Source organism: Sulfitobacter albidus, assembly GCF_018200035.1.
Classification (GTDB): Bacteria; Pseudomonadota; Alphaproteobacteria; order Rhodobacterales; family Rhodobacteraceae; genus Sulfitobacter; species Sulfitobacter albidus.
In genome coordinates this window covers 779,828-791,849 of sequence record NZ_CP073581.1, presented here as the reverse complement: position 1 = coordinate 791,849, position 12,022 = coordinate 779,828, and the positions used below count along the sequence as shown (strand labels likewise).

The 12,022-nt window shown below is 66.7% G+C and carries 11 protein-coding genes and 2 pseudogenes; 5 read left to right on the top strand and 8 right to left on the bottom strand.

Going from position 1 to position 12,022, the window contains the following annotated elements; translation table 11 throughout:
• The first annotated feature begins 110 nt into the window (after window positions 1-110).
• Entirely contained in the window at window positions 111-503 is a 393-nt protein-coding gene (locus tag KDD17_RS03835) for a hypothetical protein (RefSeq protein ID WP_212705360.1), read from the top strand.
• Window positions 504-507: 4 nt separating this feature from the next.
• Here the strand turns inward: KDD17_RS03835 and xseA are convergent.
• A pseudogene (gene xseA / locus KDD17_RS03830) lies at window positions 508-2,054 on the bottom strand (exodeoxyribonuclease VII large subunit).
• A gap of 70 nt (window positions 2,055-2,124) precedes the next feature.
• On the opposite strand from xseA, the gene purD reads away from it, so the two are divergent.
• Window positions 2,125-3,390, top strand: coding sequence for a phosphoribosylamine--glycine ligase (purD, locus tag KDD17_RS03825; protein WP_212705359.1), 1,266 nt, complete (start codon window positions 2,125-2,127; stop codon window positions 3,388-3,390).
• Here purD and KDD17_RS03820 read toward each other — a convergent pair.
• The 3 genes from KDD17_RS03820 to KDD17_RS03810 are packed head-to-tail and all read right to left on the bottom strand — an operon-like array spanning window position 3,387 to window position 4,875.
• Window positions 3,387-3,779: a hypothetical protein gene (locus KDD17_RS03820; RefSeq protein WP_212705358.1), complete on the bottom strand. Its 393-nt coding sequence runs from the start codon at window positions 3,777-3,779 to the stop codon at window positions 3,387-3,389. The two genes, purD and KDD17_RS03820, sit on opposite strands and share 4 nt — an antisense overlap.
• Window positions 3,776-4,552: an FG-GAP repeat domain-containing protein gene (locus tag KDD17_RS03815; protein ID WP_212705357.1), complete on the bottom strand. Its 777-nt coding sequence runs from the start codon at window positions 4,550-4,552 to the stop codon at window positions 3,776-3,778. The genes KDD17_RS03820 and KDD17_RS03815 overlap by 4 nt, the downstream gene beginning before the upstream one ends.
• Complete coding sequence (locus KDD17_RS03810) at window positions 4,552-4,875, bottom strand: 2Fe-2S iron-sulfur cluster-binding protein (RefSeq protein WP_212705356.1); 324 nt, start codon at window positions 4,873-4,875, stop codon at window positions 4,552-4,554. Before KDD17_RS03810 ends, KDD17_RS03815 begins: the two co-directional genes overlap by 1 nt.
• A 167-nt stretch (window positions 4,876-5,042) precedes the next feature.
• Here KDD17_RS03810 and KDD17_RS03805 point away from each other — a divergent pair, with 167 nt between their 5' ends.
• Window positions 5,043-5,576, top strand: coding sequence for a peptidoglycan-binding domain-containing protein (locus KDD17_RS03805; protein ID WP_212705355.1), 534 nt, complete (start codon window positions 5,043-5,045; stop codon window positions 5,574-5,576).
• A 59-nt stretch (window positions 5,577-5,635) separates the two neighbouring features.
• Here KDD17_RS03805 and KDD17_RS03800 read toward each other — a convergent pair whose 3' ends face one another.
• Window positions 5,636-7,135, bottom strand: a complete 1,500-nt coding sequence (locus tag KDD17_RS03800) for a DegQ family serine endoprotease (protein ID WP_212705354.1) — start codon at window positions 7,133-7,135, stop codon at window positions 5,636-5,638.
• Window positions 7,136-7,315: 180 nt separating this feature from the next.
• On the opposite strand from KDD17_RS03800, the pseudogene KDD17_RS03795 reads away from it, so the two are divergent.
• A pseudogene (locus KDD17_RS03795) lies at window positions 7,316-8,673 on the top strand (aspartate aminotransferase family protein).
• Between the two features lie 9 nt (window positions 8,674-8,682).
• Here KDD17_RS03795 and KDD17_RS03790 read toward each other — a convergent pair.
• Window positions 8,683-9,078: a RidA family protein gene (locus KDD17_RS03790; protein WP_212705353.1), complete on the bottom strand. Its 396-nt coding sequence runs from the start codon at window positions 9,076-9,078 to the stop codon at window positions 8,683-8,685.
• A 106-nt stretch (window positions 9,079-9,184) separates the two neighbouring features.
• Here KDD17_RS03790 and KDD17_RS03785 point away from each other — a divergent pair, with 106 nt between their 5' ends.
• Window positions 9,185-9,871 carry a helix-turn-helix transcriptional regulator gene (locus KDD17_RS03785; RefSeq protein ID WP_212705352.1) on the top strand — a complete coding sequence of 229 codons (687 nt, stop codon included), beginning with the start codon at window positions 9,185-9,187 and terminating at the stop codon, window positions 9,869-9,871.
• 49 nt (window positions 9,872-9,920) lie between these two features.
• Here KDD17_RS03785 and hflC read toward each other — a convergent pair whose 3' ends face one another.
• Window positions 9,921-10,817, bottom strand: coding sequence for a protease modulator HflC (gene hflC / locus KDD17_RS03780; protein ID WP_212705351.1), 897 nt, complete (start codon window positions 10,815-10,817; stop codon window positions 9,921-9,923).
• Entirely contained in the window at window positions 10,817-12,022 is a 1,206-nt protein-coding gene (gene hflK / locus KDD17_RS03775) for an FtsH protease activity modulator HflK (protein WP_212705350.1), read from the bottom strand. The genes hflC and hflK overlap by 1 nt, the downstream gene beginning before the upstream one ends.

Genomic DNA, 12,022 nt, shown 5'->3' with positions numbered 1-12,022 from the left:
GATTGAGACGAAAAACGACACAAGAGGCCCGTTTTGCGCGCCGCGCGGGCGCCCGCTGACGCGCATCGGAAACGGTGGCGCTTGGCCCCGCGCTCTGGCAGGGTGGCGCCATGCGATATCTGATCTGCGCCCTTTGGCTGCTTACCGCCCTGCCCGCCGCCGCCCAGACCATGTCTGCGGCGGAATTCGACGCCTATACACAGGGCAAGACCCTGTATTACGGCAACAACGGCGAAGCCTACGGCGCGGAGATCTATCTGCCCAACCGCCGCGTGCGCTGGACGTTTCTGGACGGCGAATGCAAGGACGGCGAATGGTACGAGGACAGCGGGCTGATCTGTTTCGTCTACGAAGACCGCCCCGACCCGCAATGCTGGAGCTTTGAGCTGGGCACGCGCGGCCTGATCGCGCGGTTCGAGAATGATCCCGCACAGGTGCCGCTGTATGAGGCGAACGAAAGCACCGAGGAATTTCTGTGCCTCGGCCCCAAGATCGGGGTGTGACGCGTCAGAAGAGGCTGCCCTGTTCGGGCGGTTTGCCGGATTTCTTCTTGGGCGGTGCAGCACCACCGATGCTCAAGCGGCCGTCGGCGAATTGGATTTCCAGCGCGCCCGCCTCTTTGGCGGCTTTGGTGGTGGTGATGACGCTCTCGCCGCTGCGCACCACCGCAAATCCGCGCTCCAGCGTGGCCTCATAGCCCAGCGTGCGGCGCAAACGCTCCGCGTTTTCGATCTGGCGACGCCAGTGCTTGGTCTGACGGGTCGCCGCGTCTGACAACTGGCGCGTGATGCTCGACAGACGCTCCGCCTGACGCGCGGTCTCGCGGGTCAGCGCATCGGGGCGCAGACGCTGCGCGTCGCTCGCGCGCCGTTTGTTGGCGATCACACGGGTCACCGCAGGCGTCAGCCGGGCCGAGAGCTGGTCGAGCGTGCGGCGGTGGTTCGCGATCCGCTCGCGCAGCGCTTGCGGGCGCAGGCCCCCGGCCCGTTGCGCCAGATGCAGCGCACGTTTCTGCACGCCCGCGCGCAGCGCCGGATCGAGCCTGTCGCCCGCCCGGTCAAGCCGTTGCCGCGCGGTTTCGGTCAGCGTGTCTGGGCGCGGCAGCGCGCGCGCCAGATCGCGTAGGCGCTGGTCACGCCGCGCCAAACCGCCGCTCAGCGCCTGACCCATGCGCGCGTCAAGCTGGCGCAGCCAGGCCATCAGCTCGTGCCGCACGGGCACCGCCAGCTCTGCCGCCGCCGTGGGTGTCGGCGCGCGCTTGTCCGAGGCGTAGTCGATCAGCGTCGTGTCGGTCTCGTGCCCCACGGCGGAAATCAGCGGGATGTCGGAGGCCGCCGCTGCCCGCACGACCGCTTCCTCGTTAAAGCCCCACAGATCCTCGACCGAGCCGCCGCCGCGTGCCACGATGATGAGATCGGGCCGGGGCATCGCGCCGCCGGGGCTAAGCGCGTTGAACCCGGCAATCGCGCGCGCCACCTCGGGTGCGCATTTTGCGCCCTGCACCGCCACCGGCCAGATCAGCACCTTGCGCGGAAACCGGTCCCGCAGCCGGTGCAGGATATCGCGGATCACCGCCCCGTGGGCGAGGTCACGACGCCGATCACTTCCGGCAGATAGGGCAGCGGGCGTTTGCGCGACGCCTCGAACAGCCCTTCGGCCTGCAACGCCGCGCGGCGCTTTTCCAAGAGCGCCATCAGCGCGCCGGCGCCCGCGGGTTTCAGATCCTCGATGATGATCTGGTATTTCGATTGCCCCGGAAAGGTCGTCAGCCGCCCGGTGGCGATCACCTCCATCCCCTCTTCGGGCTGGGTCGCAAGCTTGGCCAACTGACCCTTCCAGATGATGCCCGCGATCACCGCGCGGTCGTCCTTAAGATCGAGGTAGAGATGCCCCGAGCGCGGGATCGTCACGCGCCCCACCTCGCCGCGCAGACGCACGTGGCCAAACTCCCCCTCGATGGCGCGTTTGATGGCCCCCGACAGCTCGCCCACGGTGTATTCGGGGCGGTTGCCGTCCTGCGGGCCGTCGTCCTCACCGTCGTCAAAAAGCTCCATGCCCGCGTCCTTGTGCTGCGCTCCGTGCCAGATTAGAACGCCCACCAACAAAGGCCAAGGGAGCGCGCCCATGAATATCCTCATCCTCGGCAGCGGTGGCCGTGAGCATTCGCTCGCCTGGGCGGTCAAGCAGAACCCCAAATGCGACAAGCTGATCGTGGCGCCGGGCAATGCGGGCATCGCGCAGATCGCGGAATGTGCCAGCATTGACATCAACGACGGCGGCACCGTGGTCGAGATGGTCGAGCGCAACAACGTCGATTTTGTGATCGTGGGGCCGGAGGCGCCGCTGGCCGCCGGCGTCGCGGACCGCCTGCGCGAGGCCGGTGTGCTGGTGTTCGGGCCCTCGCAGGCCGCTGCCGCCCTTGAGGCGTCCAAGGCGTTCACCAAGGAGATTTGCGATGCCTGCGGGGCGCCCACGGCGGCCTACGGGCATTTCACCGATGCGGAGGCCGCCAAGGCCTATGTGCAGGCGCAGGGCGCGCCGATTGTCGTCAAAGCTGACGGGCTGGCCGCCGGCAAGGGCGTGATCATCGCCGAAACACTGGCCGAGGCGGAGGCCGCCATCGACGACATGTTCGGCGGTGAATTCGGCGCGGCGGGCGCCGAGGTCGTGATCGAGGAATTCATGCGCGGCGAGGAAGCGTCATTCTTTGTGCTGTGCGACGGCACGGACGTGTTGCCCATCGGCACGGCGCAGGATCACAAGCGGGTGGGCGACGGCGATACCGGCCCCAACACCGGCGGCATGGGGGCCTATTCCCCTGCGCCGGTGCTGACGGACGCGGTTGCCCAGCGGGCGCTGGAGGAGATCGTGAAGCCTTGCATGGCCGAAATGGCTGCACGCGGCACGCCCTATCACGGCGTGCTTTACGCCGGGTTGATGATCGAGGACGGCGCGCCGCGGCTTGTGGAATACAACGTGCGCTTTGGCGATCCGGAATGTCAGGTGCTGATGATGCGGCTGGGCGCGCAGGCGTTCGATCTGATGCACGCAGCCGCCGAAGCGCGGCTGGGGGAAATGCGCGTGAACTGGGCCGAGGATCACGCGATCACGGTGGTGCTCGCCGCTGCGGGCTATCCCGGCGCCTATGAAAAAGGCTCGGTCATCAATGGGCTGGACGCGCTGCCCGCCGACAGCCGCAACATGGTGTTTCACGCAGGCACCGCCGCGCGGGATGGCGGGATTGTCGCGACCGGGGGTCGTGTGCTCAACGTCACGGCGCGCGGCGATACGCTGGCCGAGGCGCAGGCGCGCGCCTATGCGATGGTCGATGCGATTGACTGGCCCGAAGGGTTCTGCCGCCGCGACATCGGCTGGCGCGCGCTCGACTAGGAAACCGGCGCGCCCTCGCACAGCACGGGCTTTTCGCTCACGTCGCTGATGCGCTGGGTCTGGAACGACGTCTGCGAGACAACCAGCAGGGCACCGTCGTCGCTGTAGGTCGTCCAGCAATTGTCGGGGTTCGGGTAGTCCTCGTAGATGAAGCACAAAAACGGCCCGCGCACCTCGATCCGCCCGTAGGTGCAGCGCCCGTCCTGCCCGGCCCAGACCGACAGATCACGGCGCAGGAATTGCTCGATCCCGACCACTTCGCCCGAGATGACCCCGCGAAAGGTCAGCGTGCGCCCCACGGCGAGATCCAGAAAATCATCCGGGCTGATCTGCTCCTGCGCGGCCAGCGGCGTGGCGGTGAGCGCCGCAAATGCCAGTGCGCGGATCATTCGCAGGCGAGTGCGGCGGCAAAGCTCGCACGATCCCGGTGGCGGCCGATGTCGCGCGCTTGGGTCGTCGTACCGTCGAAGGTGACCGCGACTAGCCGCGCCCAATCGGCGGTGGCGAGGATCATCTCTGGTCCCTGCCCGCAATCGCGGATGCCACCCGCGATGTCGCGCTCCCCGATGCGGTGGTTGGTGAGGCCGGGGCGATTGGCCACCTCGCGCAGCACGTGGTTCACGCTGTCGATCCGCTCGACCCGCATCACACGCAGGGTCTTGGCCAGATGGGGGCGGTCGACATAGGCGATTTCTAGCCTGCCATCGCCGTTCAGATCCCCGGCGCCCACCACCGCGAGCCAGCGAAAGCGTTGCCCGATGAAGGGACCGGCGGCAAAGAGCGTGAGCGCACCGTCCCGCATCGTGTAGACGGCAAGCCGCGCGCCGAGGTTCTGATCGCTCTCGACCACGATCACTTCGGGCGCGCCATCGCCGCTCAGGTCCATTACGCGCGGTGCTGTATCCTCGAAGACGATCTCCTGTGGCCAGAGCAGCGTCCGCCTGCTGCCATCACCCAGCGTGACCTCAAGGCCCGCGTGCTCGACCGTGTCGCCCAGCACCCCGTGCGGATAGCGCGTCGTCGGATCGGTATAACGCGCCGAGACGATATCTTGCGCGCCCGCCGCCACCGGGACCAGCAGCGCCAGCCACACGCACAGCGCCAGCCACACGCGGCGCGCGGGGCCGTGCCACACGCGCGCGGGCAGACGCCGCGCTGCCATCAGATCTGCTTTTCTGGCATTTGAACGCGCAGACCGTCCAGCGCGTCGGTCACCTTCAACTGGCATGTCAGGCGCGACCGGGCGGGATCGGGCTCATACGCGAAATCGAGCATGTCCTCTTCCATGTCGTCCTTGGCGGGCAGCTTTTCCACCCAGGCCGGATCGACGTAGACGTGGCAGGTCGAGCACGCGCAGGCGCCGCCGCAATCGGCCTCGATGCCGGGAATGTTGTTGTCGCGCGCGCCTTCCATCACGGTCAGCCCGGTGGCGACATCCACCACATGCTCGGTTCCGTTGTGTTCGACGTAGGTGATTTTGGCCATCCGGGTGCCCCTTTTGATAATCAGTCGCGCCAAGTCTTAGCCAAGCGGGCCCGGCCCTGCCAGCCCGTTTTTGCCGCCCGCGCGCCCGCGCCGCACGCGGGTTCTAGGCAGCACCGCGCAAAGCGGCTAGTCTGCGCCGGAACCAAGAGCCTCGGAGACAGCGGGCCATGATACAGGACATTCTGACGCGCAGCATCTGTGCGGCCCTTCTTGCCACGCTGGCCGCCTGCACCACCGGTGGGGGGCAGACCGTCTCGGCAGAGGGGGTCGTGCAGGGCAACGGGCTAGCACCGCCCGGCGCGCCGCCCGGCACCTGCTGGGGCAAGATCCCCACGCCCGCCGTGATCGAGACGGTGACCGAGCGTGTGCTCGTCACACCGGCCAAGACCAACCCGGACGGCAGCATCGCCTCGCTGCCTGTCTACCGCGACGAAAGCCGCCGCCAGATCGTGACCCCGCGCACCGACCGCTGGTTTGAAACCCCCTGCCCGCCCGCCTTCACGGTCGAATTCGTCTCGACCCTGCAACGCGCGTTGCAGGCGCGCGGGCTTTATGCGGGGGCGGTGACGGGCAACATGGATGCGGCCACCCGCCGCGCGGTGCTTGCCGTTCAGACGGCCGACGGGCTGCCCGCCGACGTGCTGTCGATCAAGACGGCGCGCGCGTTGGGTATCGTCGCCGTGCCACGCGATCCGGCCTGACGGCACGAAAAAAGGCGCCCCGGTCTCCCGGCGCGCCCTTTCCCTGATCAGCGTTGATCCTAGTCCGCGTCGAGTGTCAGCGCGACAAAGCGCGGATCGCCCGCACGGCGCACCAGCAGCAGCAGCGATTTGCGCCCGGCCTCGCGCGCCGCGTCGATGCGGGCGTTCAGCTCTGCGATGCTGGTGATCTTCTGCTGGCCCGCTTCGGTGATGATGTCACCGGCGCGCAGGCCCTTTTCGAACGCTTCCGAACCTTCGGTCACCTCCGTCACGGCCAGACCGTCCATGCCGGGCTCGGCGCCCAGCTCTTCACGCATTTCGTCGGTCAGCGGTGTCACCGTCAGACCCAGCAGCGAGGAGACCTCGGGCTCGGCGGGAGTGTCTTCCTCGTCCTCGGAGGCGGTGCTTTCGCCGTTGGCGTCCTCACGGCGGCCCAGCGTGACGGGGATCGTCTGGCTGTTGCCCTCGCGCAAAACGGTCACGCGCACGGTGGCGCCCACGGGGCTGTTGCCGACCTGACGCACCAGACCGCGCGTGTCCTCGACCTCGACCCCGTCAAACGACAGGATCACATCGCCGGTCTCAAGGCCCGCGTCGCGCGCGGGGCCTTCGGGCACGTCGGTGATGAGCGCACCGGTCGCGGTATCCATGCCCATGGCATCGGCCACATCCTCAGTCACGTCCTGGATGCGCACGCCGAGCCAGCCGCGCCGCGTCTCACCGAACTCCTGCAACTGGTCCACCACGCGGGTCACCACATTGGCCGCCATGGAAAAGCCGATCCCGATGGAGCCGCCGTTGGGCGACAGGATCGCCGTGTTCACGCCGATCACCTCACCGTCCATGTTGAACAACGGCCCGCCCGAGTTGCCCCGGTTGATCGCCGCATCGGTCTGGATGTAGTCGTCGTAGGTGCCCGACAGCGCGCGGTTGCGCGCCGACACGATCCCTGCCGAGACAGAGAACCCCTGCCCCAGCGGGTTGCCCATGGCGATGACCCAATCGCCCACACGGGCGTTGTCGCTGTCACCGAAGCTGACGAAGGGCAGCGGCCCGTCGGCCTCGACCTTCAAGAGCGCGATGTCCGTGTTGGGATCGGTCCCGATCACCTCGGCGACCAGCTCTTCACCGGAGAAGAATTCGATGGTGATCTCGTCGGCACCCTCGATGACGTGGTTGTTGGTGACGACAAACCCATCCTCGGAAATCACGAAACCCGATCCAAGTGCGGAGGACCGGCGCGGCGCTGGCGCGTTCTCGCCGTTGCGGTTTCGGTTGCGGTCCTGAAACTCGCGAAAGAAATCCTCGAACGGGGAGCCTTCGGGCACGATGCCGCGCGGCCCGGTGCGTCCTTCGACCAGCGTCGAGGTCGTGATGTTTACGACCGAGGGGCTGATCTGCTCCGCCAATGGCGCGAGGCTTTCGGGGCGGGCCTGTGCCATCACCGTCTGAACGGCGATAAGGGCAAGGGCCAAAAGCCCCATCATGGCCCCGCGCAGGGCCAGCTTCTGCGCCGGGTTGGGCTGTGTTCGGGTTCGGGCGACCGCTTTGGGCTGCATAATACTCTCCTGATCGACTGCGCTCAGACTGCCTGTGGAGCAGCGTTGGCTCAAGCTCAAAGATGTGACACCGCCACGCTATTTCAACCACGGTGCACGGCGGCGTGAACCATTGTTCTGTTTATCGCGGCCAAAGCGGTTATGCTGACGCCATATCTGAGCCTCGATGCGGAGCCCTCCATGACCCTAGATACCGTGCCAAACAGCCCGCAAAGCCGCGTCCTGCGCCGCAGTCTGACGGCGCAGCAACCCTCGATCGTCGGCGGTGAAGGCGCGTGGCTGATCGACGGCGAGGGCAAACGCTACCTCGATGCTTGCGGGGGGCGGCGGTATCGTCGCTGGGCCATGACAACGCCGCCGTGCGCGCGGCGATCTGCGAACAGGTCAACACGCTGGCATACGCGCACACCGGGCTGTTCACGAACCCTCAGGCAGAGGCACTATCGGACTATCTGGTCGCGCGTGCGCCCGCTGGCACCGGTACCGGACGGGTGATGTATCTCGGCTCCGGCTCGGAGGCGATGGAGGCGGCGCTGAAGCTCGCGCGGCAATACCATGTGGAGCGGGGCGAGACGCAGCGCGCGCATGTGATCGCGCGCGCGCCGTCCTATCACGGCAACACGCTGGGCGCCCTGGCCGTGTCGGGCCACGCGGGCCGCCGGGCGCCCTTCGCCCCGCTGCTGATCGAGACGCAGCACATTGATGCGACCTACGGCTACCGTCTGCGCGGGGCGGATGAAACGGAGGCTGATTTCGGCGCCCGTATGGCGCAGCAGCTAGAGGACCGCGTTCAGGACCTGGGCCCCGAAACCGTTTGCGCCTTTGTGGCCGAGCCGGTCGTGGGCGCCTCGCTGGGCACGCAGCCCGCGCCGGAAGGATACTGGCGCCGCATCCGCGAGATCTGCGACCGTCACGGCATCGTGCTGATCGCGGATGAGGTCATGTGCGGCATGGGGCGCACCGGCAGCCTCTACGCGCTGGAGCAGGAAGGCGTCGCCGCCGATCTGACCACGATGGCCAAGGGGCTGGGCGCGGGATACCAGCCGATTGCGGCCGTGCTCGCGTCCGAGCGGATCTGCGACGCGATCCTCGCAGGCTCCGGCCGACTCTGGAACGGGCATACATACATGAGCCACGCGGTCGCCTGCGCCGGGGCGATGGCGGTGATGAAAGAAATCGACGACCGCGATCTGTTGAGCAACGTGCGCACGCGCGGCACACAGCTCGAAGCGGCCCTGCGCGCGCGGTTGGGCGATCATCCCCATGTGGGCGATATTCGCGGGCGCGGGTTGTTCTGGACCTGCGAATTCGTCGAGGACCGGACGAGCAAGGCGCCATTCGATCCCGCGCGCGGAATCGCGGGGCGGGTGCAGGTGGCAGCGATGCAGGCCGGCATGATCTGCTACCCCGCACAGGGCTGTGTGGACGGCACGCGCGGGGATCATGCGTTGCTTGCGCCGTGCTTCACCTCGACCGAGGCGGAGATCGCGCTGATCGTGGACCGGCTGGCAGAGGCGGTGGACAGCGCCACCGCCTGAGGCGCGCAGCTACTGCTGTGCGACCGCCTCGATCTCGAACATCAGACCGGGCAGTGCCAACCGGGTCACGCCCAACAGCGTCATCGGTGGCTTCACCCCATGCGGGCCAAAGCGCATCCCCATCAGATCAAAGTTCTGCAAGGCCGCGTCGACATCCGTGGCATAGACGCCCAGCCGGGTCACATCGGCAAGGGTCATCCCCGCCCCGGTCAGCACGGCCTCAAGATTGTCGAGCGCCAGCGTGATCTGCGCGCGCATGTCGTCCGCGTGCTGCGGTGCGCCAGTCGCATCGACCGACGTCTGGCCCGCCACGGTCAGCTGACGCTGCGCGCCGCTGACGATCTCTGCCTGATGATAGCCAAGGCTCTGGGACCAATCCCAAGGATTTACGGGCATACGTTGCATGATGATTCCTTCTCTCTTGCGTTGATGAAACCTTGCTACAGACACCCTGCTGACAGCATTGTGTCAGCAGAGATTTCCGGGGCACATTTTTTCAGGAGCAGCGGCCATGCGGCGGGCGGACAGGTTGATCGGGATCGCGCAATTCCTGCGCAGCAGGCGCCGCGCCGTCACCGCCGCGCAGATCGGGGCGGCGTTCGGCATCTGCACGCGCACCGTCTACCGCGACATCGACGCGCTGGTGGCCACGGGCGCGCCGATCACCGGGGAGGCGGGCGTCGGCTATGTCATCGACAAGGCGTACTACCTGCCGCCCGTCACCTTCGACAGCGAAGAGGCCGAGGCGCTGGCGCTGGGGATCAGCATCGTGCGGCAATGGACCGACGATGCCTTTGCCGCCAAGGCCGAAAGCGCGCTGCACAAGATCGAAGCCGCCCTACCCGCACGGATGCAGGGCGATCTGCAACAGCTCACGACCTACGCGGGGCCACGGCAGGCGCCGTTGCCGTGGGACGTGCCGTTTTCCGATCTGCGCGAAGCGATCCGCGCGCGGCGGTATCTGACGTTTGACTATCGCGACACCCAAGACCGCGCCAGCACGCGGCAGGTGCGCCCCTTGGCGCTGGTGTTCTTCAGCCCTGTCTGGCTGCTGGCGGGCTGGTGCGAGACGCGCGGCGCGTTTCGGCATTTTCGGCTGGACCGCATCACCGGGCTGGTCATCAGCGACGCGCGGTTTGCCGACGATCCCACCCGCGACCTTGTCGCCTATGAGGCGCAGCTGGGGGAGGGCACATGAAAAAGGCCGCTCCGGTCAGGAGCGGCCTTCTGCGTGGCTGAGGGTCAAATCAATTGCCGGCGGCGATTGAATCAGCCCCCTGATCGGAGCGCAGATAGTTGAAGAATTCACTATCCGGCGAGATCACCATCGTCGAATTGTTGCCGCGCAGCGATTCTTCATACGCGGCCAGCGAGCGGTAGAACTCAAAGAATTCCGGATCCTTGGAGTAGGCTTCCGCAAAGATGCGGTTGCGCTCCGCGTCGGCTTCACCCTCGATGATGCGCGCGTCGCGGCGCGCCTCCGAGATGATCTCTTCGTAGGTACGATCCGCAAGGGCGCGCACACGCGACGCGGCCTCACGACCACGGGCGCGTTCATCCGTCGCTTCACGGTCCCGTTCGGCGATCATCCGCTCCAGCGTGGCGTCAAAGTTCTGCTCGGGCAGGTTGGTCTGACGCAGGCGCACATCCACGACCGACAGGCCCAGTGCCTCGGCGCGGCTGTCGGATTGCTCGCGGATCTGGTCCATCAGTGCGGAACGCTCCGGCGACAGGATCGTGTTGGAGGTCACACCCTGCGAACCCAGCACGGCACGGATCTGTGCCTCAAGAATACCGCTCAGATCGTTCTGCGCGCGGGTCAAGCCACCGGCGCCGACCGCCTGACGGAACTGCACCACATCCGAAATGCGGTAGAGCACGAAGGCGTCGATTTCCAAGCGACGGTCGTCGGCGGGCGTAACCTCGATCAACTCCGTCTCAAGCGACAGGATCCGGTCTTCAAAGCGCACGACCTCATCGATCAATGGCACCTTGAAGCCCAGACCGGGCTCCTCGGCCACCTGTTTGATCTGGCCAAAGCGCAGCACCAGCGCCTTCTCACGTTCGTCCACGACAAAGATCGACGACAGCACGGCGGCAACGGCAATCACGATGATCGGGATCAGGAAACTCGTCTTTTTCATCAGTTGTTACCTCCGCTGCGACGCAGCTCGTTGAGGGGAAGATAGGGCACGACGCCCTGGCCACTGCCCTGCCCGCCGCTGTTCTCAAGAATGATCTTGTCGACGTCGCCAAAGACCTTTTCCATCGTCTCCAGGTACAGACGCTTGCGCGTGACCTCGGGGGCGGCGGCATATTCGGTCAGAACGGCCTCGAACCGGCTCGCTTCACCGATGGCGCCGTTGACCTCGCGGGCGCGGTAGCCCTCGGCGGCCTCAAGCAGCTGCGCGGATTCACCGCGCGCCTCGGCCGTGCGCTGGTTGGCGTAGGCGTCGGCCTGACGCTCAAGACGGTCACGCTCCTGCTCGGCGGCCTGAACATCGCGGAAGGCGTCGACAACCGATACCTGCTGCGTGTTGCCTTCCGCATCGGTGACGGAGACCGTCCGCTCCGGCGGGTCGACCTTGTTCACGTTTACACGCAGCACGTTGATGCCGGTTTCGCGGTTATCAAGCGTCGTCTGGATCAACTCTTCGACCTGCTGTTCCACCAGACCACGATCCCGGTTCAGGATCGGTGCAAGCTCGGACTGCGCGATGACTTCGCGCATCGCGGATTCGGAAATCGCACGCACCGAGCTGTCCGGATCGCGCAGCGAGAATTTGAACTGCTGCGCATCCTTGATGTTCCAGACGACCTGGAAATCGATGTCGACGATGTTTTCGTCCGTGGTCAGCATCAGACCATCGTTGCCCTGCCCGCCGCGGCTGACGCCCAGCGTTTCGGTGCGGTTGGTCGTGACGTCGAACACTTCGGCGGTGACCAGCGGCCAGGGGGCAAAGTTCAGACCCTCGGTGCCGATGCCGGAAAACTCACCCAAGAAAAGCTCGATCGATTGCTGTTCGGGACGCACCGTGTAGGTGGACGCAAAAAGCCACGCCGCCGCAGCGACCAGCACGCCAATCCCAACTGTGCCGCGGGTCAGCGCGGGGCCGCCGCCGCCACCACCGGCGCCGCCGGTCCCGTTTGAACGACCACCGCCGCCCATCAACACGCGCAGCTGCTCCTGACCCTTTTTCACCAGTTCGTCGATCTCGGGGATCGGGGGTTTGTCGCCGCCGCCATTCGGAGGCCGGTTGCCCCCGCCGCCGCCGTTGTTGCCGCCGCCGTTGTTCCCGCCGCCAGAATTGCCGCCGCCGCCCCAAGGACCGCCCGTATTGCCAGCCAT

Excerpts from the sequence above, each read along its gene's own strand:
- KDD17_RS03835 (WP_212705360.1), top strand. The coding sequence starts at position 111 with ATGCGATATCTGATCTGCGCCCTTTGGCTGCTTACCGCCCTGCCCGCC.
- purD (WP_212705359.1), top strand. The coding sequence starts at position 2,125 with ATGAATATCCTCATCCTCGGCAGCGGTGGCCGTGAGCATTCGCTCGCC.
- KDD17_RS03820 (WP_212705358.1), bottom strand. The coding sequence starts at position 3,779 with ATGATCCGCGCACTGGCATTTGCGGCGCTCACCGCCACGCCGCTGGCC.
- KDD17_RS03815 (WP_212705357.1), bottom strand. The coding sequence starts at position 4,552 with ATGGCAGCGCGGCGTCTGCCCGCGCGCGTGTGGCACGGCCCCGCGCGC.
- KDD17_RS03810 (WP_212705356.1), bottom strand. The coding sequence starts at position 4,875 with ATGGCCAAAATCACCTACGTCGAACACAACGGAACCGAGCATGTGGTG.
- KDD17_RS03805 (WP_212705355.1), top strand. The coding sequence starts at position 5,043 with ATGATACAGGACATTCTGACGCGCAGCATCTGTGCGGCCCTTCTTGCC.
- KDD17_RS03800 (WP_212705354.1), bottom strand. The coding sequence starts at position 7,135 with ATGCAGCCCAAAGCGGTCGCCCGAACCCGAACACAGCCCAACCCGGCG.
- KDD17_RS03790 (WP_212705353.1), bottom strand. The coding sequence starts at position 9,078 with ATGCAACGTATGCCCGTAAATCCTTGGGATTGGTCCCAGAGCCTTGGC.
- KDD17_RS03785 (WP_212705352.1), top strand. The coding sequence starts at position 9,185 with ATGCGGCGGGCGGACAGGTTGATCGGGATCGCGCAATTCCTGCGCAGC.
- hflC (WP_212705351.1), bottom strand. The coding sequence starts at position 10,817 with ATGAAAAAGACGAGTTTCCTGATCCCGATCATCGTGATTGCCGTTGCC.
- hflK (WP_212705350.1), bottom strand. The coding sequence starts at position 12,022 with ATGGCTGGCAATACGGGCGGTCCTTGGGGCGGCGGCGGCAATTCTGGC.